This is a genomic window from Plesiocystis pacifica SIR-1 (assembly GCF_000170895.1).
Taxonomy (GTDB): domain Bacteria; phylum Myxococcota_A; class Polyangia; order Nannocystales; family Nannocystaceae; genus Plesiocystis; species Plesiocystis pacifica.
Window position 1 is genome coordinate 14,221 of the sequence record NZ_ABCS01000100.1, and the last position, 20,988, is coordinate 35,208.

Below are 20,988 nucleotides of genomic sequence, written 5' to 3' on the forward strand. Positions count from 1 at the left end.
GGGTCCACGCTCGTCCCGGGGAAGCTCGAGAGGGTGACGGTGGCAGCTCGTCACGAGCCGAGCGGAGATGGTCTCCATCGGGCCCGAATCGACGGCGCGGCGGTGAAGCATGCCCTGCGCGGCATCGGCAAAGGTACGCAGAAATGACGCTCGGAGGGCTTGGGGCGCGCTGAAGACCTCCTCGAAGAAGAAGGTGCCGTCGCAGGCCTCGGCGAGTCGGCTCTTGACGCTCTCGGGCTCTCGCCGCCCAAACATGCGGAGCCGTGCCCGCTCGGGATCGGGATCGAGCAAGAGCCCGTTTAGCGTGGCGTAGTTCCCTTGCCGGTCGCTGCGTCTGTGGAGCTCGCGCGCGATGATGTGTGCGTCCGATCCCCGCGGGCCGATGATCAGGACGGGGCAAGTGTGATCGGCGAGCTCGCCAATTTGCCTCTCGAGCTCGCCTATGGATTCGCTGGAGCCGTGGAGCTTGGGGGCGGGAATTTTGTGGAGCGCGAAGCGTTGCTCCGGAGAGCCGTCGGCGAGCTCGAGCTTTCCAGGGTCATCCACGAGGTGACTCTCGAGCTCTCCGAGCATGAGGTCCAAGGTGGTCTCACCGAGCTGACCGAGAATGACGAGCTCGAGCTCGACGTCCCAAAAGGTCTGGAAATTGCGCAGGCGATAGTCAATGTGACGGCCAAAGGCGCTGGGGGTTGGGTGGGCCACGGGGACGCGCCAGGTCCGGTAGGGAGGGGACCAGCCCTCGATTGTCTCGAGTTGTTCGGGGCTGGAGACGAGCACTGCGTCTCGAGCGGTCAGCTGGAGCGGAGCGAGATGCTCGGGATCTTCGGGGACGACCACGAGTCGTCGCTTGCGCGAGGAAGGCTTGGTCATGACGTCGACTCCGGCAGGGGAAGGAGCGAGTAGATTTTATGGTGTCGCCCAGGCTCGCCGAGCTCGATGAAGGCGCGGTGACGGAGGTCGGCGCGGTCGAGGACGACGACGCCGGTGACGGACTCGCGCGGGTCGGCGTCGGCCCAGGGGTGCTTGGGCAGGCGGCCGGGGCGGACCTCGGTGAGGCCGACGAGCAGCCATTGCGGCGTGAGCGCGAGCCCGCGGCACCAGCCCACGCGCCCGGGAGCGAAGGCCTCGGCGACGCGGCGGGGAGCCTCCGCTCCGAGGGGGAGGGGGGCCTGCCAGATCCCTCCGTCGATGGTCGTCAGCCACATCGAACCGTCAGCGAGGACACCGTCGTGCGGGTAGCCGGGGACGGTCAGGATGGGGCGCATGGTCGACAGCGGTCGCAGACTGCCGTCGTAGAGGCAGGTCGCGACCCACTGGCCGTCGACGCGCGCGATGTGGTTGGGGTGGACGTGGTCGCGGACCTTGGCGCGGTGGTAAGGCAGGCGGGCACGCTGCGCGGCGGGCGAGTGGTAGCCGTCGTCGAGCGTCGCCGGGGCCAGGGCGGGCCACGGCGGGGCCTCCCCGGCCCAGGAGGTCTCGAGCGCGCGCTCGAAGTCTGCGCACGCGGAGCCCTCCATTTGCCGCCGCAGCGCCCAGGCAGGGGTCCAGCCGTGCCGCGCGAGGAAGCGGCCGCTGAGGTCGAAGCGCTCGATCGCGTCGCCGCCGGTGTTGGCCACGAGCAGCTCCGGGCGCGCGCCGTCGAGGTCGAGGTCGAGATCGTGGAGGTCGTTGAAGTCGGGCTGATGCAGGACGCCGTCCACCTGCGCCCGGCGAAGGTCATAGCGAACCACGGCGGCGTGGGCGGTGACCCAAAGGCGCCCCTCGGAAGGGTCGACGCGGCCGCCCGCGAAGCCCTTGCTGGGGACGCGGAGGTGCTCGGGGGGGCGCCACCGAGCCCAGGTCTCGACGCGGCCGCTGGGGAGCTCGACGTGGTGGATGACCCCGTCTCCCTCGCCGTCGAAGTAGCCGCCGGTGACGAGCACGCTCAGGCCCACGGCGCCCCCGCTTTCCACCAAGACCGTCTCCAGGTTGACGCGCGCGCTTCGAGGTCGCGGGCGAAGTCCTCGAGCTCGAAGGCGATGGGTGCTTCGGCCCGAGCGAGCTCGGCGTGGCTGGGCAGCGCCAGCTCGAGGAGTGAGAGGCTGCCGAGCAGGCGCCGCGCGGCAGCTTGGGGCCCGTCGCCGCGCGACCACCACCACGCGTCGGCGCCCTCGATGGCCGCGCGCGCGCGCGAGAGGGCGCCGCGGATCTGATCAAAGCCGGCGCGATGGAGGGCCCGTCGAGCTTCGAGGGCCTCGGCGACCGAGACGCGGGCCTGGCGAGCCCGGGCGAGGGCGATCCCGCGGGCCTGGGACTCGACGAAGCGAGCCAGGGCTTCGCTCGCGCGGGGACGCATGGGCGAGGGGGAGGAGCCGTCGTCGGGGAGGCGCCCGTGGGTGAGGTAGAGGGGGAGGGCCTCTCGGCGCCAGGGTCCCCCGAGGCTGAGGGCGTCGGCGAGGGTGTCGGCGCGTCGCGTCGTGATGCCGTCGGAGCAGCGCAGCGCCGGGAAGGGGGCCGCGAACAGGGCGTCGAGATCGAAGAGCGCGACGTTGCCTCCACGCGCTGGGGGGAGAGGCTCGCCGGGGGGCTCCGGGGGCATGACGAGCGGGCGCGTGACGTGAGCGCCGTCGAGCATGCTCGGCCAGGCGTCGGCGAGGGCCTCGAACACGGCCGCGCCGGGAGTTTCCGGGCGAGCTGCGAGCGCGAAGGGCTGCCCGGCGTCGACGCGATCGCTGGCGTGGTCGTAGTAGTCGTCGGGCTGATCGGGGTGACGGGCCGCGTCGCCCCAGGGTCGCTCGGGGCCGCCCTCGCGCAATTCGACGAGGGTCCGCTCGAGGTCGAGGAGTTGGCCGAGCCAGGTGGCGAAGCCGGGGATCGGCGGGTCGCCACAAAAGCGGCTCAGGCCGACGGACAGCTCGGGGCGCTCGCGCCACAGCCGACGCAGCTGGGCGAGCAGAGGCTGGACGTGGCGTTCGACCGGAACCCCCGCTTCGCGGACGAGCTGCGTGAAGCGGAGGTCGTCGTCGAGCATCCACACGATCCACGGTCGGTCCATGGCGGCTTGCGGCCCGAGCTGTTCGGTGATGGCGTGGACGATGGCGTGGCGGGCCCCCGCGATGGACAGGGGGCGGGCGCTGGCCGGGACCAGATCGAGCGCCCGCTCTCGCGCGAGCGCGTCGAGCTGGACCGAGCGGCGGTGGATGGCGAAGGGGTGGTCCGGGAGCTCGAGCGGGGGGGCGCCCTCTGGGCGGTTGTCGAGGACCAGCACCTCGAGCGCCTCGGCCGCGACCTCGCTCGCCCGTCGGTCCGCTTCGAGGCTGTCGAGGAGCGCGCGGACTTGTCGGGGTCGCCCGAGGGTCGGGAAGGCGACGAGGATCCTGGGCGTGGGCACGGCTGCGGACGCGTCAAAGAGCGCGGGGTGGTGGCGCGCGAGCGCTTCGAGGGCCGCCTCGACCAGCTCGACCCGCAGGCTGAGGCTCTCGGTCAGGACGCGCCGGAGCTGGGCCTGCGAGCCGATGGGTCGCCGGCTCGGGCCGAGGGGGCCGTGGCGGGTCAGGGCCGCGTTGCGGACCACGAGCATGCACTCGGGGAGCATGCGCACCGCCCGGAGCGAGGCGAAGAAGGGGCCAAACTCGGGGCGCTCGTGGTGGGCCCGGATCGTCGCGGCGAAGCTGGACCAGCTGCGCGGGCTGGGATCGACGGTGTAGACCTGACGGCGGCTCCCGTCTTCGAGGGTCCGGGTCAGCGCGCGACCGGACCACGCGAAGCGCCAGCCGTAGGACTCCCAGGCGGCGGCGCGGTCGAGGGGGAAGGGGTCCGGGTAGGGGTGGCCGTTGCCCACGTCGACGACGTGGGGGCCCTCGTCCGGGAGCTCGACGAGGGCCAGGAGGTGGTCTCCGGGGTGATTGACGGCGCCGGCGATCAGCTCGACCCGAAAGCCGAGGGTGCGCAGCAGCGCCGCAAAGGCCGGGGTCGTCAGGTGGCAGGTGCCGCCTTGCCCGGTTGCGTTGGCCGCGGCGATGGCTTCCAAGCTGGGGGGCGCGTAGGGACGTCCCGCGTTGGCCAGGAGCGCGAGGTTGTGGAAGGGGATCTCGCGCAAGTGGGCGCGTTGGAGCGCGCGCAAGCCCGTGAGGTCCAGGCGGGGGGCTCGGACTCCGAGTCGCGCGAGGTAGGCGTCGCGGACCGTCGGGGAGAGGGCGCTCGGCATGGTCAATCACCACTGACGAGGCGATCGATCGCTTCGAAGATCAGCGCGAGCTCGTCTCGGTGGAGGGCCAGGGTCCAGGTCGGGATGGACTCGTCGTGGGCGTGGATCTGGGCGTGAGAGTCGTTGACGCCGATGGCGAGGTAGCGGGCGCCAGGGGGGAGGGCGTGGTTGAAGGGGCAGCCCCCGTCGACGACGGACTTGTTGAGCCCGCGTCGTTCCGCACGGGTCGCGAGTCCGCCGCTGGCGGCGAGCACACGCAGCCCATCGAGGAGCTGCATCGAGAAGGGGTCGGGGGGCAGGGAGCTGTCCGGGCTCGGGCCGATCGTGCGGGCGAGCAGGCGCAGGGTCCCGTCGACGTGGTCGTGGTAGCCCGTCTCTTCGAGCCACAGGTCGGCCTCTAGCTCGGGGATGAGCCGGGCGAGGACCTCCCGCGACCATTGCGAGCCGGTCTCCTCCTCGCCCTGGATGATCCACGTCAGGGCGGGGCTGCGCTCGAGCGTCGACAGGGCCCACAGCCGCGCGGCCAGGGGCCCCTTGTTGTCGGCGATGCCCCGCGCGAACCACCGGCGCTCACGCTCGATCAGCACGTCGGGGTCGCTCGACCAGCCCGGGTTGGCTGGGATCGTGTCGTAGTGCCCGTAGAGCACGACCCGTCCGGCCAAGCCCCGCGGCTCGCGGGCGGCGACGAGCACCGGTGGGCTCTCCGCCCGGCGGTGGAGCTCGACCGCAAAGCCCTGCTCGCGCAGCTGGGCAGCGCAGTGCTCGGCGCAGTCCCGGTGCCCGTCCTCGGAGGGTCCCGTCTGGAAGCGGACCAGCGCCTCAGCCTGGGCACGGGCGGGGTCGGGGGCGGGCAGGTCCCGCGCGTCGTGGCAGCGGGCGTCGGCGCAGGTCGGGCCCCACCGCCGCTCCACTGCCTCTCCGAGGGGCGCGACGGCGAGGTCCCAGAGGGCCTTGTTGGACTCGCCGTAGACGTCGCGGCCCTGGTGATCGGCGTGGGCGCGCCCCGAGATTCGCGCCCGTCGAGCCGCGGCGCGCAGGGCCTGGGCGCTGACGGGCGTCAGGTCCAAGCGCGCGCGCACGCGGTCCAGGGAGGCGCCGAGCTCCGGCTGAAGGTGGAGCTCGATGAGCTGCTCGAGGCCGAGCTGTCCCGCCCGACCGTGAGCGCGCAGCTCGACCGGCAGCCGCATCCACCAGGGGGTCTGCTCGTCGTGCTCTGGATCGAGGACGAGCAGAGACAGGGCCCGGGACAGCCCCGCGCGGAGATCGGCGCTCGACGAGTACATTTGGATGGATCTCATGACTCGTGCTTGCCCCCGAGAACGGGAAATTGATGATCGCCGAAGGGCAGGCCCGGGGCCGCGTGGACCTTGCGAACCATGGGGTGCCAGGCCGCTCGCTCGGGGGCGAAGGTGCAGTCGGCGTCGAGGTAGATGGTGATGTAGGCGCGCCGCCAGGCACGGGTCGCGTTGGGGGGAGAGCAGTGCCAGGACAGACAGTGGTGGAACACGGCGTCGCCAGCCGAGACCGGGACGGGGACGGCTTCGGCCGCCCGAGGGCCCCACTGCTTCGCCTCTGCTGGATTCAAAAAGTCGATGGAGGAGGTCTCCGGGAGCCGGTGCCCGCCGGGCATGAAGCGCATCGCGCCTGCGTCGGGGGGGGCGTCGTCGAGGGCCAGCCAGCACGAGAGCGCGCGGGGCTCTGCGACGGGCCAGTTGGGCAGGTCTCGGTGCCAGGGGATGGTGCCGCCGCCGAGGGGAGGCTTGGCGATGAGGTGGTCGTGAAAGACCCGAACGCGGGCGCAATCGATGAGTTCGGCGGCGATCTCGGCGGCGCGCGGGTCGAACAGCTGGGCCTTGAAGCTGGCGTTGCGCTCCCACACGTTGGTCCACTGAGAGACCACGGACAGGTACTCGTCGGGCGGGACGTCGATGGCCTCGGCCCAGCGCTGGGTCTGGACCTCGAAGGCGCGGGCGAGCTCGAGGGCGCGCGCGCGGGTGATCAGCCCAGGGACGACGAGCCAGCCGAGCTCGGCGTAGCGTCGACGCTGCGCGGGGCTCAGCACGGGAGAGGCTCCTCGTCGATCGATGCCAGCGGATCCTCGAGTCGCGCGCCGTCGATGCTGCGCGCGCACATCGGGTGCCGAGGGGCCTGGGCGTGGTGCCAGCGGGCGTCTGCGCTCAACCACGCGCTCGACCACGCGACCCGCTCGCCGGTGGTGCGCATCATCGGCGAGCCGTGGAATACGAGGGGCGAGAATGCGACCGCATCTCCCCGGGCGTAGGTGGGCGTGACGAGCTCGAAGGCGTCGGCGTCAAAGCCCAGCTCGCCGTGGGGGTGCTGGGCTGCCCCCGAGTGAAGGTCGACCGCCGGCCGCCGGCCGCCGGCGTGGCTCCCTCGGGCAAAGGCGAGGCCGCCCCGGGCGAGGTCCGAGGGCGCGAGGGGGATCCACAGCACGAGGCCGGCGGAGGCACGGACCGGCCAAAAGGGGGCGTCTTGGTGCCAGGGAAAGGGGCGATGGCCCGGCCGCTTGCACAGCAGCAGGTCCTGAAACAGCACGACCTCGGTGTCGAGCAAGCTCGACACGAGCCCGCGCAGGCGGCTTGCGACCCCGGCGGTGTTGGGCGCGGGCTGCCGGTGGGGGGACAGCCATTGGTCCATCAGCGCGTCGAGGGGCGGGCGGGGCTGGAGGGGCTCGGCGTGGGTGTAGAGCACCTGGCGGCTGCGCGCGAGGCCTCGCGCGTCGAGGGAGGCCCGGACTTCGGCGACCTCGTCGAGTATCGTATCCTCGACGAGACCGCGAAGGACGACGAATCCATCGCGTTCGAGAGCGGCTCGTCTACTGTCGATCATGACCTCTAGATCCTTCGAGACCGTGCTCGTCGTCGCCCTCTCGGGGTTGGGGAAGTCTTGGCTGGCAGACGCCGAGCCCGAGGGCGTCTACGACGGTGATCGCTGCATCTACGCTGCGGTCGCCGAGGCCTTCCCGGAGCTCGAGTCCAGGGCGCGACTCCGGGCGTGGCGCGAGCTGGCGCGGCGGCGACCCTGGGAGGGCTCTGGCTCGGCCGACGAGGAAGCGCTGGCGCTGTGGGCAGGGACGCGACGTTCGATGATCGCCGCGCTCCACGACGTGGTGCGATCGGGACATTACAGGCTCGTCGTCACGAGTTTGGTCCAACCCGACTGGACCGTAAAGCACTATTATGGAATTGAGCGTCATCGATACCTCGAACATTTGCGGCGTTGCGGTCGAGCTTTGGATAACGGCCATGGCGAGGCGGCCAATGATCGCTTGGAAGGGTTCGCGCCATTGACGAGGTTGGCCCCTGGGACCCATTTGGCGCAGTGTCCTCGGATACGCGCCTGGGCAGGGATGGGCTGAACGGGCTCAGGGGCCGGCGAGGCCTACCACCGCGCCGTCAAGGTCATGCCGCTCTGGTCGTAGACGTTCGCGTCCCGATCGATGTCCCAGCCCGTCCCGAAGGTCGCGTACACGTAGGGGCCGAAGGCGAAGGCGAAGCGCGTGACGAGCCGGTGGTTGGTGTCCGTCAAGAAGGGCGCGAGGATCCCGTCGCCGTCGGTGACGCGGCGATCGACGGCGAGGTAGGTCAGCTCCAGGCCGAACACCCGCGTGGGCATCCAGGTCGCGCGGGCCATGCCCAGCCAGCTCCGGTCGTCGCGGATCGAGCCGTAGCGCGACTCGTGCTCGGGCAGCCGGGTGCGGCGGTAGGCGAGGGCGGCCTCGAGCAGGGTGTGCCCGCGGGTCCCGGCCCCGAGCTCGCTGATCCCGTAGACGCGGGCTTTGAGCTCGCGCTCTCGGGTCTGGCCGAGGAAGGCCCCGGCGCCGCGCAGATCGCCAAACTGAGTGCGGACCTCGGCCGTGCGCTGGCCGAGCACGGTCCCGCCGAAGGCCAGGGTGGCCGCGTCGGTCCCCGTGGGCACGCGGGCCTCGACCCAGCCGCCGCCGAGGATCGCCGACTGCTCGCGCTCGTAGGGCACGCGGTCCTCGTCGTCGAAGCTCATGCTGGCGTGGGAGGGGAACAGGCCGCCGAAGTAGGCCTGCGCGCGGACGTTTCGCAGCCGGCTGAGCTCGAGCTCGCCGGACAGGCCGACGGAGGGGTTGCGCTGCAGGGTGCGGACCTCCTGGGGCGTCGACCGGTTCTTGGCCAGGGCGTCGGAGGCGTTGTTGAAGGGGTCCATGAAGTAGACCCGCAAGGCCGCGCGCCCGAGCTCGGGTCGCGCCCAGCCCACGGCCACGTCGAGGTCGAGGTCGGGCTTCTCGAAGCGCGCGACCGGGCGGATCTCGACGAAGGCCCCGGTCCCGGCGATGTCCGGGAACACGAAGTCGAGGCGGACCAGGGAGCTGTGGTAGGGGCGCAGCTCGTAGCGATCGAAGCGCATCCCGAAGGCGGCGGCGCTGCCCATGGGCACGCGCTCTTTGAGGCGCACGCGGTTGAGGAAGGTGAACTCGTCGTCGGAGTGGACGAAGAGCCGCGCGCCGCGGCTGCTGTTCGCCCAGTCGCGCCCGTAGGCCATGGGGTGCTCGGCGACGAACTGCGCGAGCTCGAGCTCGTCGTCTTGGAGCTCTGGGGAGGGCTGGAGCAGCGGCCCGTGGATGTCGGGGCGGCCGTGGCGGTCCTGAAAGCGCCGCCACGCGTCGTCCCAGCCCTCCTGGAGGTCGAAGCCGTGCTCGATCGCCGGCGGCTGCCAGCGCATCGCGTCGCCGCTCGGGATGCCAGCGAAGACGCTGACAGCGAGGGCGAGGGCGAGGGCGGGCACGCCTCAGCATAGGCCGAAGGCGCCAGCGACGGCGAGAGGAAAGCCATCGCGCAGTTGCGCGGGAGGCACTCAGCCCTTCGGCACGCGCAGCCCGACCATGATCTCGTTGCGGCGGAGCACGCCTGGAGTCCAGGGTGGATCGTAGCGGGCGTAGGTCGGCTCGGAGCCGTCGCGGGTCAGTCCCTCGGCGTCGACGGCCGCGACCAGGGCGGCCATCTTGTTTTGCACCGCGGCCTCGGCGGGCGCGCCCGAGAAGCGGACCGCGGCGACGACCCGCTCGGGGACGACGCGGATGTGGACCCGCGGGTCGTTGGGCGTGGGCAGGGTGTCGCGGGTGTACTTCGAGGGCATGGTGAAGGCGACGACCCACTTGGGCTTGCCCTCCCCGTCGGCCACCTGGGTGCGGTCCACGGGCGCGGTCATGTCGATGGCCTCCGACCGCGCCGCGGCCGTGCGATCCACGGGGGCGGTCATGGCCACCTCGGTGTTGGCCGAGTTGTTGCCAAAGATGAAGTCGGCGAGGACGCGAAAGCCCGCGTTGGAGGCTGCAGGACCCGTGCCCTGGACCTCGACCTCGGCGACCAGGCGCGGGGCGTAGCGCCGGACCTCGAAGGCGTCGAAGCTGGCGATCACCTCGTAGGCGGGGGTCTCGACGCGGCCGCGGGCCAGGGCGCGCTGGGGCAAGGCGGTGGCGAGGGCGCCCGCGGTCACGGCGGTGGCGCTGGCCACGACCCACGCGCGGCGAGACAGGGGCTCTTGGCGGGTCATGAACACAGCCTTGCCCGCGCGCGGCGAGGCGCCAGCGATCGTCGCGTGGGCGGGCGAGGACGGGCGCGCAGGAGCCCTGCTCGAGCTGGCGGGGTCGTCTCCGTGTGCTCCCCGCCCCCAAAAAAGCGTACAGTTCGTGCGATGTCGCGAAGCGTCGATGGACATTGGAAACCCGCGCGCTGGATCGCCGCCGTGGCCTTGGGCGCCGCGCTGGGGGTGAGCGGCTGCGGCGACGACACGGTCGAGCCCGGGGAGGTCGAGGCGGGCACGGCCGAGCTCGGCGGCCCCGCGCGGGGCATCTCGATCACCGACGTCGAGGTCAACCAGGGCGCGGGCGTGGTCGTGGCCACGGCGGAGGATGGTTGGCTAGACCTCGAGGCCCGCAACGCCCGGCTGATCCACGGCCGCGACAGCCTGGTCCGCTTCCAGGTCGTCCTCGACGACCCGGCGGGCTGGATCCCGCGCTCGCTGACGGGCGTGCTGCGCATCGAGGTTCCGGGCCAGCCCACGGTGGTCCGCACCCGCGACTTCGTCGTCGAGCAGGACAGCGACCCCCGCGACCTCGACGAGCAGTTCTACTTCCCCCTCTACGCCGACGAGGCCCTGCCGGGCACCAAGATCCACGTCGAGCTGCGCGAGACCGACGCCTCCGTCGACGTGTCGGCGCTCGGGCAGGGGCGCACCCAGGTGCCCGCGAACGGCGAGGCCGCGACGGTCGGCTTTGGCGACGTCGACCTCGAGATGGACATCGTCATCGTGCCCGTGCACTACACCTACTTCGACCCGCCGCGGGTGCCGGACATCACCGACGAGGACCTCGAGCTGCTGCGCGAGGGCATGCTCCAGCAAAACCCCGTCCAGGCCGTCAACATCACCGTCCGCGACGAGCCCATCATCTACTCGCAGCAGATCACCGACCTGGGCACGCTCTTGCCCATGACCCGGCAGGCGCGCATCGCCGACGGGGCGCCGCCGCACGTCTACTACCACGCGATGATCGACGTGAACGGCTCGGCGGTGAACGACGTCGCGGGCATCGCCTGGCTGACCGGGGCCACGCAGGAGGACGGGGACCTGCGCAGCGCGGCGACCGTATTCCACAAGCGCATCATCCCGGCGGACCCCGAGGACCCCGAGAGCGAGGAGGTGATCCAGCCGCCCTCGAACACCGTGAGCACCTGGGTCCACGAGGTCGGCCACAACCAGGGCTTTCGCCACGTCGAGTGCCAGGGGGCGACCTCGGCGAACAACGACCCGAGCTACCCCTACGAGGACGGCAAGCTCGGGATCTACGGCTTTGGCATCCGCAACTTCCGGATCTTCGCGCCCTCGGCCTCCCACGACTACATGAGCTACTGCGGCAACGCCTGGGTCTCGGACTGGACCTGGGAGAAGGCCCACGAGCGCGTCGAGCTGCTCACGGGCTGGGGCACGGCCGCGCCCCCGTCCGGGCCCGACGGCGCGTTGACCATCGAGCCCTCGCTGGCGAGCCAGCGCGAGCCCGCGCTCATCGGCGTGCTCAGCGTCGACGGCACCGAGACCTGGACGGCCATGCCCGCCTTCCCGGTGGTCACGCCGGCCTCGACCTCGGCGCTCGAGACCGTCGAGTTCTGGGCTGACGGCGCGCTCGTCGACTCGGCCGTCGCCGAGGTTGCGACCCTCAGCGACGACCGGACCCGCACCCTGACCGTCATCATCCCGCCCAAGGCGCGGGTGAGCGGGGCCCAGGGCGTGGCGGGGGGCTTCGAGCTCGTGCGTCAGGACGCCCAGGGGCAGCGCCGGGCGGTGCTCCTCGACTGAGGGCGGGGGCCCGGCGCTGCGAATGCGAAAGAGGCGAGAGACCGGAGTCTCTCGCCTCTTTTGTTGGCTGCGCTCGGGCGCTCAGGCGCGCTGCGGGTCGTTGGTCGGGTTGAGGAGCCAGCGACCCATGGGCGCGATGAAGGGCAGCATCACCAGGGTCATGCCGCCAGCGAACACGCCGACCTTGCCGTAGATGGCTGGGAGCACGTCGGGGCCGAGCATGAAAAAGCCGATGGTCGGGGCACCGAACACGCCCAGGCCGTCGAGCAGGGCGATGGCACCGGCGGCGCCCAGGGCCAGGGGGCCCCAGGAGCGCCCGCGGAGCAGACCGAACAGGCCGGTGACGCCCGCGATGCCCGCGATGGCGTGGAGGGCGAGCTGCTCGGGCTCGGGCTGGGGCGCGAACACGTAGAGGATGAGCAGGGGCAGGGTGCTGCCGGCCGACTTCACGGCGCGGCGCATGAGCACCATGGAGTCCTCTTGGAAGTTCCAGCGCTCGGCGGTCTTCTCGGAGTACTCGTACTTGGCGGCCATGCCCTCGCCCATGAGGCACAGGACCACCAGCAGGTGGGTGACGCCGAAGAACACGAAGATGGGCTCGAAGCCGACCTTGAACAGGAGCAGCAGCATCAGGCTGCCGAAGTTGCCGACGCCGATGGCGAACCACCGGGCCCAGAACCACTCGGCGGCGACGCCGAAGAAGGCGAGGCCGTAGCAGGCGGCCAGCCCCAGGTAGAGGGCCATCAGTTCGTCGGGGCCGAGCCAGGCGGTCATCGCAAACTGGATGACGTAGAAGGCGAGGATCAACAGGGCCAGGGCGCGGCGCGTTCCAATCATGGGCGACATTCAGCCTACGCTGCCGCCGAGCCCGCTGCAATGCGCTCGGGGACCTCGATGGACCCAGGAGCGCCCGTAAGGCGCCCGCCCACCCCCCGTTCGCAGGGGGCCAACCGGCCCTGGGATCGTCCTCGACGCCCCTGGGGCTGGGTTAAGCTCGCCATGACCGCCATGAACCGCCGCGACCGAGCCCGCGTACGCCTCTTCCCTGCTCCCCCAACTCGGCGGCGCGCTCGGCCGCGACTCGCCTTGCTCGCGGCCTCGGCGGTGCTCGGGCTCTCGGCCTGCGCCGGGGTCTCGCCCAGCCCCCTCGACCAGGGCTTGCTCGTCCGCGACACCGCCTCCTTGCTCGCGCCGCGCTGCGTCGGCGTCGACTCGTGCCTGCTCGGACACGTGACCGACACGGCGACCGCGGCCCCCGTGGCCAAGGCCTCGGTGTTCCTCGAGCGCGAGGCCGCCGACGGCGAGGCCAAGGTCAAGTTCACCACCCTCACCGACGAGCAGGGCGTGTTCACGGTCAGCGACCCGCCGCCAGGCAGCTACCGCATGGCCATCTACAAAGAGGCCAGCGGCATCGAGCTCATGGGCATGCAGCTGGGCAAGGCCGGCACGACCGTCGTACCCGTGCGCCTGGTGATCCAGTAGCGCAGACCGCCAGCCGCCCGCGCCCTTCGATCTGGGTCGACACCTCCCACGAGCAGCGGCGACACCCCAACCGCTACGACTCGTCTCTGCTGAGGTTCAACTTCATCGCGGGCAGAGGCAGAACCCGACCAAGGCGCCCGCGGTGAGGACAGGCTCTGCATCCCGCACCCCGCACCCCGCCAAGCCACGCCCCAACCACGCCCCAACCACGCCCCAACCACGCCCCAAGCCACGCCCCAACCACGCCCCAACCACGCCCCCGCTTGCGGGGGCGACCCAATGCCCCCTAGAAGGCACGAACCCTCATTGCCCACCAAGCCAGAGCGGAGGAGCGGACAGCGACGAAGCGCCCCCGGTCCCCAAGCGTCTGCGGGGGCATTAAAGGAACTCAACGAGCCACTTGGCCACGAGCGCGCCGTGCTCGAGGTTGGGCGCATGGCTGGCCCCCTCGACGACGCGCAGGCGCGTGCCCTCGGGCAGCTCCGCGGCCAGGCGCTCCCCGATCTCCACGGGGAACACGGGGTCGTGCTCGCCCCAGATCAGCAGGGTCTCCTGGGTGACCTTCCCGGGCCGCTCGTCGAGCTCGTCGAGCTGCTCGAGCAAGCGCGCGAGCAGGGCGGCCTTCTCGTCGCGGAACTCGCCGTACATGCCCTCGAGGACCTGGCGGTGGACCCAGCGCGGGGCCCGGGGCGGCTTGTGGTAGCCCAGGGCCATGAGCGTCTCGATGTCCTCGGGCTCCGTGGGCACGAGCACGTCCGCGAAGTCCTCGACCTCGAAGCGGGCGAGCAGCGCGGCGTGGTCGGCCTCGGTGTAGACGCGGCCGGGGCTGTCCATGATCGCCAGCTTGGCCACGCGATCGGGGTGCATGGCGGCGAGCTCGTGGACGACGATGCCGCCGTAGGAGATGCCGACGAAGTGGGCGCGCTGTAGGCCGAGGTGATCGAGGAGCGCGACGAGGGTCTCGACCTGGTGATCGATGCTGAAGTCGCGCTTGCGCGACCACGACTCGCCGAACCACAGGAGGTCGGGGACGATGACGCGGCGCTCGGCGGCGAGCGGCCCGACCTGCTCGTGCCACTGCCACATGGCCGAGGCGCCGAAGCCATGGACGAGCACCACGGGCACCGCGCCGGCGGTCTCGGGGCTGTCGCCGCTGTCCCAGTAGTGGACGTTGGCCTCGCCGAGCAGGGCCGTGTTCGCGTCCAGGCCCTTGCGCTGGAGCTTGCGGCTGATCTTGCGCTCGCCGATTCGAACGACGTTGCAGGCGCTCGTCAGCTCGATCATCACCAGGGCACCCATGGCGATCAGGGCGCTGGGGCTCGGGCTGCTGCGCAGGAGCTTGGGGGCCAAGAGCACGACTTCACGCTAGACGGGCTCGGGCTCCGCGGAATGTGCTGTAGATCGCTGTGCACGGCGCCTCGCAACGGCGGGGGCACAAAGCTGTCATGGCCCGGGAGAGTGCGAAGGTGAGTGCGCAGAATCGGTATCGGATGCGCGCGAAGCCATGTCGGATTGATGCGTCCGCGCAACACTGTGCGCGAGGCGCGAATTGACCCTCGAGCGAGCGCCCGGGCCGCGAGCGGAGCGAAGTCCCCACAACGCTCCCACCTTGGAGGACTCGGCGAGACATCGCCTCACAGCCCGCGGGACTCGCCCGGCGGGTAGGCTCGAGCCCGAGCATGTTCGACGCCTGGATCTTCACGACCCCCGCTCCCGAACCAGACGCGCGCATCGCCTACGGTCGCGGCCCCCATCGCTTCGCCGAGCTGCGCTTGCCGAAGGTCGAGACCGAGGGGGAGCGCGTCCCGACGGTGGTGGTGATCCACGGCGGCTACTGGTTGGCGGAGATCGGGGTCGATCACGTCGGCCACGCGTGCGCTGACCTGGCCGCCCGCGGCTACGCGACCTGGGCCATCGAGTACCGCCGCCTGGGCAACATCGGCGGCGGGTGGCCGGGCATGTTCCGCGACGTGGGCAAGGCCGTCGACCACCTGCGCGGCCTCGCCGACGAGCACCGCCTCGACCTCGACAACCTGCGCGTGCTCGGGCACTCGGCGGGGGGCCAGCTCGGGCTGTGGCTGGCGGCGCGGCGGCAGCTGAGCGAGGCCAGCTCGATCTACGCGGCGGATCCCCTGCCGGTCGCCCGCGTCGTCGCCCTCGCGCCCTTGAGCGACCTGCACATGGCCTCGGAGCTCGGCCTGTGCGCCAACGTCATCGAGCAGGTCCTGGCCGGCTCGCCCGAGCATCGACCGCAGCGCTACGCGGACACCTCCCCGGCCGCGCGCTTGCCCTTGGGCGTCGAGCAGCGCGTGCTCCATGGCGCGGCCGATCGGCTCGTGCCCGTGGCGATGAGCCAGGCCTACGCCGAGCGTGCCCAGGCCGCGGGCGACGACGTGAGCCTCGAGGTCCTGGCCGAGGCCGGACACTTCGAGCTCGTCGATCCGCGCGCAAGAGAGTGGGCCCGGGTGGTCGCCGCGCTGGCTTAAAAAAGAGAGAGCCCCGACGGTGAGGTCGGAGCTCTCGCTCGCGTTGGGGGGTGCCCGTCAGTTGCCCACGGAGGCGCTGACCATGGCGACGGCGTTGAGGCTGCCGGTGACGTCGGCGGTCGCGGAGCTGAGGGCGGTGCCCACGGCCTCGACCTCGGTCAGGGCGCAGCCGAGGCCGGTGACCACGGAGATGCTCAGCTCGCCCGAGCCCTGGATCTCGGCGATGGCGTCGGGGACGACGCTGATCGAGGCGGACGCGAGGCCCTCGAGGGCACCGGACACGCTGTCGAGCTTGGCCGAGGCGGCGACGAGGCCGGCGAAGCGGGTCTTGAAGCCCTCGAGCCAGATCTTGAACTCGGCCTGGGCGTCGGCGTCGAGGCCAGCGGCGAACTGGAACTCGACCGAGAGGCTCGGGGGGGTGCACTCGACGGAAGCCTCGGCCTTGGCCTCGACGGAGGCCTGGCACTCGGCGGAGACCTCGGGGGGCTGGACGTCGCCCTCGCAGCCGCCCTGGCACTCGACATCGGCCATGGCCGAGACGTCGCACTTGGCGGTGGCACCCGCCTCGCAGCCGCCCTCGGCGGGCATGTAGGTGCACTCGCCCTCGCAGCGGCCGCCACACTCGCCGCCGGCCTCGAGCTCGCAGGTGCCCTCGCAGCCGCCCGAGCAGGAGCCGGAGCAGTTGGTGATGTTGCCCATGCCGTCGGTCTCGCACTCGCCACCGACGCAGGCCGAGCACTCGCCGTCGCAGGTGCCGCGGCACGAGCCGGAGCAGGCGGCGGAGGCCTCGAGCTGACAGCTGCCGGAGCAGGTGCCGCTGCAGGAGAAGTCGGGGGCCTTGCCGGTGCACTCGAGGGTGCCCTCGGCCTCGCACTGGGCGGCGACCTCGGCCGAGACCTCGCAGCTGCCCATGCACTGGACCTCGATCATGCCGGGGTCGACGTCGACGTCACACTCGGCGGCAGCCTGGACGGCGACGTCGACGTTGGCCTGGCAGCGCGGGGGCTCGTAGGAGATGACGAGGTTGCCCTCGAGGTTGGCCTCGAACTTGGCCTGCAGGCCGCCCTGAACGGCGAGGGCGAGCTCGTCGAAGCTGAGCTCTTGGTAGCCCTCGATCTCGAGGGAAGCGGCGATGCCCTCGAGCTCGCCGCGGACGTTGCCGGACACGGTCGCGGCGGCGTCACGCACCGCGAGCACGGCACCAAAGAAGGCGTCGATGCTGACCACGCCAGAGATGCTGGCGTTGCCCTCGGCGAGGCCGAGGTCTGGGCAGGTCAGGCCACAGGGGCCACCGTCGTCGCCACAGCCCGAGAGGACGAGACCAGCGAGCGCAGCCAGGGCGAAGGCGGGGGAGAGAGACTTCAGCGTGGTCATGGCGCCTACTCTCGCGCGTCTCGCACGGTGAACTCAAGCCCCCAAGGGCGAGTTTTGGGCGAGTTTTTTCATGGCTCCAGGGCCGGGGTCTTGGCTCCTGGAAGCAACGGGGGTGGTCTCGCAGACACGAAGAAACGCGAGCCGCCGGAGCGCGCTCGCGTTTCAGATCGGGCCGTGAGCGTGCTGCTCATGGGCCCGGGTCGGTGGTTCGGATCACCCGCCGCTGACGGAGCCGGAGATCATGGTGAAGGCGCTGAGGCTGCCGGTGACGTCGGTGGTCGCACCCGCGAGGGCCTCGCCGACGAACTCGGCCTCGGTCAGGGCGCAGCTCAGGCCGATGGTCGCGGACAGGTCGAGGCCGCCCTCGGCCTCGAGATCGGCGATGACGTTGGGGATGAGGTCGACGGAGGCGCTCAGCAGACCCTCGAGGGCCACGGACACGCCGTCGAGCTTGGCCGAGGCGGCAGCCATGGCGGCGAAGCGGGTCTTGAAGCCCTCGAGCCAGATCTTGAACTCGGCCTGGGCGTCGGCGTCGAGGCCAGCGGCGAACTGGAACTCGACCGAGAGGCTCGGGGGGGTGCACTCGACGGAAGCCTCGGCCTTGGCCTCGACGGAGGCCTGGCACTCGGCGGAGACCTCGGGGGGCTGGACGTCGCCCTCGCAGCCGCCCTGGCACTCGACATCGGCCATGGCCGAGACGTCGCACTTGGCGGTGGCACCCGCCTCGCAGCCGCCCTCGGCGGGCATGTAGGTGCACTCGCCCTCGCAGCGGCCGCCACACTCGCCGCCGGCCTCGAGCTCACAGGTGCCCTCGCAGTTGGCGGAGCAGGAGCCGGCGCAGTTGGTGATGTTGCCCATGCCGTCGGTCTCGCACTCGCCACCGACGCAGGCCGAGCACTCGCCGGAGCAGGTGCCGGAGCAGGTGCCGGAGCAGCCAGCGGCGACGTCGAGCTGACAGCTGCCGGAGCAGGTGCCGCTGCAGGAGAAGTCGGGGGCCTTGCCGGTGCACTCGAGGGTGCCCTCGGCCTCGCACTGGGCGGCGACCTCGGCCGAGACCTCGCAGCTGCCCATGCACTGGACCTCGATCATGCCGGGGTCGACGTCGACGTCGCACTCGGCGGCAGCCTGGACGGCGATGTCGACGTTGGCCTGGCAGCGGGGGGGCTCGAAGGAGATGGTCAGTCCGCCCTCGAGGTTGGCCTCGAACTTGGCCTGCAGGCCGCCCTGAACGGCGAGGGCGAGCTCGTCGAAGCTCAGCTCCTGGTAGCCCTCGATCTCGAGGGAAGCGGCGATGCCCTCGAGCTCGCCGCGGACGTTGCCGGACACGGTCGCGGCGGCGTCACGCACCGCGATCACGGCACCGAAGAAGGCGTCGATGCTGACCACGCCGGAGATGCTGGCGTTGCCCTCGGCGATGCCGTTGTCGGGGCAGACGAGGCCGCACTGCTTGGCGAGGTCTTCAGCGACATCACAACCGGGAGCGGTGATGGCGAGACCGGAGATGAGGCCGCACGCGAGGAAGGGGACGAAGGTTTTCTTGCTGATGTCGATGTCGACCATGTCGGTAAGGCTCCGGGGGAACGTTGAGCTGCAAGAGCATGGCACCAAAGCGGAGCCGGACACAACGGGGGGGGCCGAGGAACTTTGCCCCGTCCTAGGTCCGAGTCTGGGCTGCGGGGGGATTGAATCCAGGCCGCCGCGAGCTGCCGATGTGAGCGAGCCGAGTGGCGCGCGGGCGAGCGCGGCGAGGCGCGGGTCGCTGGCAGTCGCGAGAACGGCCCGAATTCTTGGACAAAAGCCCAATTGCGGCTGATCTTTGGCCCACAGGTCCAGGCGGTTGGTGTGGGGGGCCTCGACCACGGATCGACGCACGATCCCACTCGCGGCGCGCCGGAAAATTTTTTGCGAGGAGAGAGCGGCTCTCTGGTTCGCTCTGGAGTCAGTCGGCCGGGCCGTCGGGCTCGCCACGCCGGAGGTCCAAAATCACGGGGCAGTGATCACTCAAAAATGAATAATCCGGCTCGGGGTAGGCCTCTGTCGATCGGAAGTCTCGGCAGTGGTGTGCGGCACAGTGCGTGCCGCTATGGACCGCTGGATCGGCCCCGAGGGCGCCCTCGAGGCCCCGCACCCACACCAGATCGATCTCGCTGGCTTCCTTCCAGGCGTCCCGCCGCGCGCCGTCGTAGTAGGCCGAGCAGCCCTCGGAGTTGGGCAGCCGCCGCAGGTCCGCCGGGCGCAGGGCCGCGTCGAGCTCGGCGTGCTCCGTGGCGGTGCCTTCGCCGGGCGCCCCGGTGCTGTTGAAGTCGCCGAGCACGACGTGATCGGGGTCTCGTTTGGACAGCCCGCGCACGGCCTCGACGAGGGCGGGCCACTGGGTGGTCCGGTCCTCGTGGCCCGTGGGCATGGCCTTGAGGTGGACGACGGTGACCCACAGGTCGAGGGGCGGGGAGGCCTCGCTCGCGCTCGAGCGGGCCGCGTCGCGGAAGTAGGCGGAGAAGGCCGGCCGGACCCGCCCCGACAAGGTGAGCTCGCGGTGCTCGACGGGCTGGCCGACGAGCTCGACTCGATCGCGGCGCCAGGCCACGCCGAGCTTTTGGTGCCCGCGGCCGCCGCCCTTGGACAGGGCGATCCCCCATCCTGGAAGCAGGGCCGCGAGGGCCTCGGGGTCCTTGATCTCCTGCACGGCGAGGATGTCGGGATCGACGGCCTCGATGGTCTGGCGCAGGCGCTCGAGGTCGTGGTCCTCGGGGTCGCCGCGGAAGTTCTCGAGGTTCCAGCTGACCACGCGCAGGTGCTCGGCGTCCCGCGGCGGCGGGCTGTCGAGGCTGCCGATGGGGTCGAGGACGTAGAGGACCGCCGACGCGAGCAGGGCGAGGGCGAAGGAGACGAGCTTCCACCGGCGCTGACGCTGGGCCTTGGTCGGCCGGCGGCGACGCTTCCTGCGGCGCTTGTTTTGCTTGCGGGGGGCCATCGTCAGGGAGCGCGCTCGCCCTCGTCCTCGAACTCATAGCGGCGCAGGTCCACGTCGACGAGCAGGGCCGAGCTCTCGACGCTCGCGCTCGCGTCGGGCTCGGCGTCGCGCAGCTGCAGCTCGAAGCGCCCGCCGAGGCAGCGCGCGGCTTCGGGCTCGTGGGCCAGCGCGGTGGCGATGACGATGCGCCGGCCGCCGCCGGTCAGCGCCTCGCCCTCGGCGGGTCCGAGCACGCGCAGGTTCAGGCTCTCCCCGTCTGCTCGGGCGCCGCGGATCCACAGCTCGGCGGCGTTGAGGGCCTCGGCGGACTGGACGATCTCGAGCTCGAGGCGCACGGCCCAGCGCCGCCGGGTGGCGCGGCGGGCGAGGAGCTCGAGCTGGGCGCCCGCGTCGAATTCGTAGACCCCGTCGGGGTCGAGGCCGCCCGCGCTGACGACGGGCATGGCGACGGTGTAGGCCGGGTGGAAGGCCGCGTCCGTGGGCGCCTCGTCGGGCCCGGGGCCGACACCGAAGACCAGGCGCAGGCTCGCCAGGCTCGGGCGGGCCACGCTGCGGGCTCCGTCGGTCGCCGGCGGGACCGAGCCCTCGGAGGTGCGGGGGATGACGAGCCGGGCGGGCATCGATCAGAGACTGTGAACGAATTCACAGTCTCTGTCTATTTGGGCCCACGAACGTGAACGAATCGCCCCCTTCAGGGGGGCGACCCGGTGGGGTCTCGCGGGTACGAACCCCACCAGCCAAAGCGGAGGAGCAGAGCGACGAAGCGTCCCCGGTCCAAGTCCGACTGCGGGGGCAAAGCAAAATTGCCAAAGCCGCGCGCTCCCAGGGGTGCGCGCGGCCAGGCCTCGTGTCGGGCGAGTAGGTGGGCTCAGCCCCGCTCGTAGCGGGCCTTGCGTTGACGACGCTTGCGGCGACGCTCGGCCTCACGGAGCTTGCGCTTGGACTTCACGCTGGGCTTCTCGTGGTGGCGGCGACGCTTGATCTCGCGGAGCACACCCTCGCTGGCCATGAGACGACGGAGCTTGCGGATGGCACGCTCGACGCCGCGCTCGTCGACGCGGACCTCCAGGGGCCGACCGAGCACGGGGACGTGCTGTTCGGAGATGTCTTGGGTCGGAGTCGGGGCCTGGGCCTGGGCCGGGTCG

19 protein-coding genes and 1 pseudogene are annotated in these 20,988 nt (G+C 71.5%); 5 read left to right on the forward strand and 15 right to left on the reverse strand.

Annotated elements, in window-relative coordinates; translation table 11 throughout:
• Positions 1-3: 3 nt before the first annotated feature.
• A pseudogene (locus tag PPSIR1_RS51355) lies at positions 4-480 on the reverse strand (sigma 54-interacting transcriptional regulator); the annotation flags it as partial.
• On the opposite strand from PPSIR1_RS51355, the gene PPSIR1_RS50470 reads away from it, so the two are divergent.
• A complete protein-coding gene (locus PPSIR1_RS50470) occupies positions 403-903 on the forward strand; it encodes a hypothetical protein (RefSeq protein ID WP_232296584.1) in 501 nt (166 codons plus the stop codon). The pseudogene PPSIR1_RS51355 and the gene PPSIR1_RS50470 overlap by 78 nt on opposite strands.
• Here PPSIR1_RS50470 and PPSIR1_RS33280 read toward each other — a convergent pair.
• From PPSIR1_RS33280 to PPSIR1_RS33300, 5 genes are read right to left on the reverse strand one after another with little or no spacing between them, the layout of a single operon-like run.
• Positions 867-1,952: a hypothetical protein gene (locus tag PPSIR1_RS33280; protein WP_006975645.1), complete on the reverse strand. Its 1,086-nt coding sequence runs from the start codon at positions 1,950-1,952 to the stop codon at positions 867-869. The genes PPSIR1_RS50470 and PPSIR1_RS33280 overlap by 37 nt on opposite strands.
• Positions 1,925-4,186, reverse strand: a complete 2,262-nt coding sequence (locus PPSIR1_RS44565; RefSeq protein ID WP_053335472.1) for an arylamine N-acetyltransferase — start codon at positions 4,184-4,186, stop codon at positions 1,925-1,927. Before PPSIR1_RS44565 ends, PPSIR1_RS33280 begins: the two co-directional genes overlap by 28 nt.
• A 2-nt stretch (positions 4,187-4,188) precedes the next feature.
• Positions 4,189-5,484: a M20/M25/M40 family metallo-hydrolase gene (locus tag PPSIR1_RS44570; protein ID WP_157596234.1), complete on the reverse strand. Its 1,296-nt coding sequence runs from the start codon at positions 5,482-5,484 to the stop codon at positions 4,189-4,191.
• Positions 5,481-6,248 carry a phytanoyl-CoA dioxygenase family protein gene (locus PPSIR1_RS33295; protein ID WP_006975648.1) on the reverse strand — a complete coding sequence of 256 codons (768 nt, stop codon included), beginning with the start codon at positions 6,246-6,248 and terminating at the stop codon, positions 5,481-5,483. Before PPSIR1_RS33295 ends, PPSIR1_RS44570 begins: the two co-directional genes overlap by 4 nt.
• Complete coding sequence (locus PPSIR1_RS33300) at positions 6,242-7,036, reverse strand: phytanoyl-CoA dioxygenase family protein (protein ID WP_006975649.1); 795 nt, start codon at positions 7,034-7,036, stop codon at positions 6,242-6,244. The genes PPSIR1_RS33295 and PPSIR1_RS33300 overlap by 7 nt, the downstream gene beginning before the upstream one ends.
• Here PPSIR1_RS33300 and PPSIR1_RS33305 point away from each other — a divergent pair.
• On the forward strand, positions 7,035-7,565 hold the full coding sequence (locus PPSIR1_RS33305) for a hypothetical protein (RefSeq protein ID WP_006975650.1): 531 nt from the start codon (positions 7,035-7,037) through the stop codon (positions 7,563-7,565). The two genes, PPSIR1_RS33300 and PPSIR1_RS33305, sit on opposite strands and share 2 nt — an antisense overlap.
• Positions 7,566-7,588: 23 nt before the next feature.
• Here the strand turns inward: PPSIR1_RS33305 and PPSIR1_RS33310 are convergent, their stop codons facing one another.
• Positions 7,589-8,962, reverse strand: a complete 1,374-nt coding sequence (locus PPSIR1_RS33310; RefSeq protein WP_006975651.1) for a hypothetical protein — start codon at positions 8,960-8,962, stop codon at positions 7,589-7,591.
• A gap of 69 nt (positions 8,963-9,031) precedes the next feature.
• On the reverse strand, positions 9,032-9,730 hold the full coding sequence (locus PPSIR1_RS33315; RefSeq protein ID WP_086001924.1) for an SOUL family heme-binding protein: 699 nt from the start codon (positions 9,728-9,730) through the stop codon (positions 9,032-9,034).
• Between the two features lie 192 nt (positions 9,731-9,922).
• On the opposite strand from PPSIR1_RS33315, the gene PPSIR1_RS33320 reads away from it, so the two are divergent.
• Entirely contained in the window at positions 9,923-11,530 is a 1,608-nt protein-coding gene (locus tag PPSIR1_RS33320; RefSeq protein ID WP_006975653.1) for a zinc metalloprotease, read from the forward strand.
• Positions 11,531-11,611: 81 nt separating this feature from the next.
• Here the strand turns inward: PPSIR1_RS33320 and PPSIR1_RS33325 are convergent, their stop codons facing one another.
• Positions 11,612-12,367, reverse strand: a complete 756-nt coding sequence (locus tag PPSIR1_RS33325; protein WP_157596236.1) for a hypothetical protein — start codon at positions 12,365-12,367, stop codon at positions 11,612-11,614.
• 162 nt (positions 12,368-12,529) lie between these two features.
• On the opposite strand from PPSIR1_RS33325, the gene PPSIR1_RS33330 reads away from it, so the two are divergent.
• Positions 12,530-13,012, forward strand: coding sequence for a carboxypeptidase-like regulatory domain-containing protein (locus PPSIR1_RS33330; RefSeq protein ID WP_157596237.1), 483 nt, complete (start codon positions 12,530-12,532; stop codon positions 13,010-13,012).
• 378 nt (positions 13,013-13,390) lie between these two features.
• Here the strand turns inward: PPSIR1_RS33330 and PPSIR1_RS33335 are convergent, their stop codons facing one another.
• A complete protein-coding gene (locus PPSIR1_RS33335) occupies positions 13,391-14,368 on the reverse strand; it encodes an alpha/beta fold hydrolase (RefSeq protein WP_006975656.1) in 978 nt (325 codons plus the stop codon).
• Positions 14,369-14,691: 323 nt separating this feature from the next.
• Here PPSIR1_RS33335 and PPSIR1_RS33340 point away from each other — a divergent pair, with 323 nt between their 5' ends.
• Complete coding sequence (locus PPSIR1_RS33340; protein ID WP_006975657.1) at positions 14,692-15,498, forward strand: alpha/beta hydrolase family protein; 807 nt, start codon at positions 14,692-14,694, stop codon at positions 15,496-15,498.
• Positions 15,499-15,555: 57 nt separating this feature from the next.
• Here the strand turns inward: PPSIR1_RS33340 and PPSIR1_RS33345 are convergent, their stop codons facing one another.
• The 5 genes from PPSIR1_RS33345 to rpsU form a co-directional block, all read right to left on the reverse strand.
• On the reverse strand, positions 15,556-16,872 hold the full coding sequence (locus PPSIR1_RS33345) for a hypothetical protein (protein WP_006975658.1): 1,317 nt from the start codon (positions 16,870-16,872) through the stop codon (positions 15,556-15,558).
• Positions 16,873-17,085: 213 nt separating this feature from the next.
• Positions 17,086-18,432, reverse strand: coding sequence for a hypothetical protein (locus PPSIR1_RS33350; protein WP_006975659.1), 1,347 nt, complete (start codon positions 18,430-18,432; stop codon positions 17,086-17,088).
• A gap of 379 nt (positions 18,433-18,811) precedes the next feature.
• The gene (locus PPSIR1_RS33355; protein WP_006975660.1) at positions 18,812-19,843 is read right to left on the reverse strand and encodes an endonuclease/exonuclease/phosphatase family protein; all 1,032 of its coding nucleotides are present in this window, start codon (positions 19,841-19,843) and stop codon (positions 18,812-18,814) included.
• A gap of 2 nt (positions 19,844-19,845) precedes the next feature.
• On the reverse strand, positions 19,846-20,463 hold the full coding sequence (locus PPSIR1_RS33360; protein ID WP_006975661.1) for a hypothetical protein: 618 nt from the start codon (positions 20,461-20,463) through the stop codon (positions 19,846-19,848).
• A gap of 248 nt (positions 20,464-20,711) precedes the next feature.
• On the reverse strand, positions 20,712-20,988 hold a 277-nt coding region (gene rpsU, locus PPSIR1_RS33365), incomplete at its 5' end, for a 30S ribosomal protein S21 (protein ID WP_006975662.1).

Excerpts from the sequence above, each read along its gene's own strand:
- PPSIR1_RS44565 (WP_053335472.1), bottom strand. The coding sequence starts at position 4,186 with ATGCCGAGCGCCCTCTCCCCGACGGTCCGCGACGCCTACCTCGCGCGA.
- PPSIR1_RS44570 (WP_157596234.1), bottom strand. The coding sequence starts at position 5,484 with ATGAGATCCATCCAAATGTACTCGTCGAGCGCCGATCTCCGCGCGGGG.
- PPSIR1_RS33305 (WP_006975650.1), top strand. The coding sequence starts at position 7,035 with ATGACCTCTAGATCCTTCGAGACCGTGCTCGTCGTCGCCCTCTCGGGG.
- PPSIR1_RS33300 (WP_006975649.1), bottom strand. The coding sequence starts at position 7,036 with ATGATCGACAGTAGACGAGCCGCTCTCGAACGCGATGGATTCGTCGTC.
- PPSIR1_RS33315 (WP_086001924.1), bottom strand. The coding sequence starts at position 9,730 with ATGACCCGCCAAGAGCCCCTGTCTCGCCGCGCGTGGGTCGTGGCCAGC.
- PPSIR1_RS33325 (WP_157596236.1), bottom strand. The coding sequence starts at position 12,367 with ATGATTGGAACGCGCCGCGCCCTGGCCCTGTTGATCCTCGCCTTCTAC.
- PPSIR1_RS33330 (WP_157596237.1), top strand. The coding sequence starts at position 12,530 with ATGACCGCCATGAACCGCCGCGACCGAGCCCGCGTACGCCTCTTCCCT.
- PPSIR1_RS33340 (WP_006975657.1), top strand. The coding sequence starts at position 14,692 with ATGTTCGACGCCTGGATCTTCACGACCCCCGCTCCCGAACCAGACGCG.
- PPSIR1_RS33345 (WP_006975658.1), bottom strand. The coding sequence starts at position 16,872 with ATGACCACGCTGAAGTCTCTCTCCCCCGCCTTCGCCCTGGCTGCGCTC.
- PPSIR1_RS33350 (WP_006975659.1), bottom strand. The coding sequence starts at position 18,432 with ATGGTCGACATCGACATCAGCAAGAAAACCTTCGTCCCCTTCCTCGCG.
- PPSIR1_RS33355 (WP_006975660.1), bottom strand. The coding sequence starts at position 19,843 with ATGGCCCCCCGCAAGCAAAACAAGCGCCGCAGGAAGCGTCGCCGCCGG.
- PPSIR1_RS33360 (WP_006975661.1), bottom strand. The coding sequence starts at position 20,463 with ATGCCCGCCCGGCTCGTCATCCCCCGCACCTCCGAGGGCTCGGTCCCG.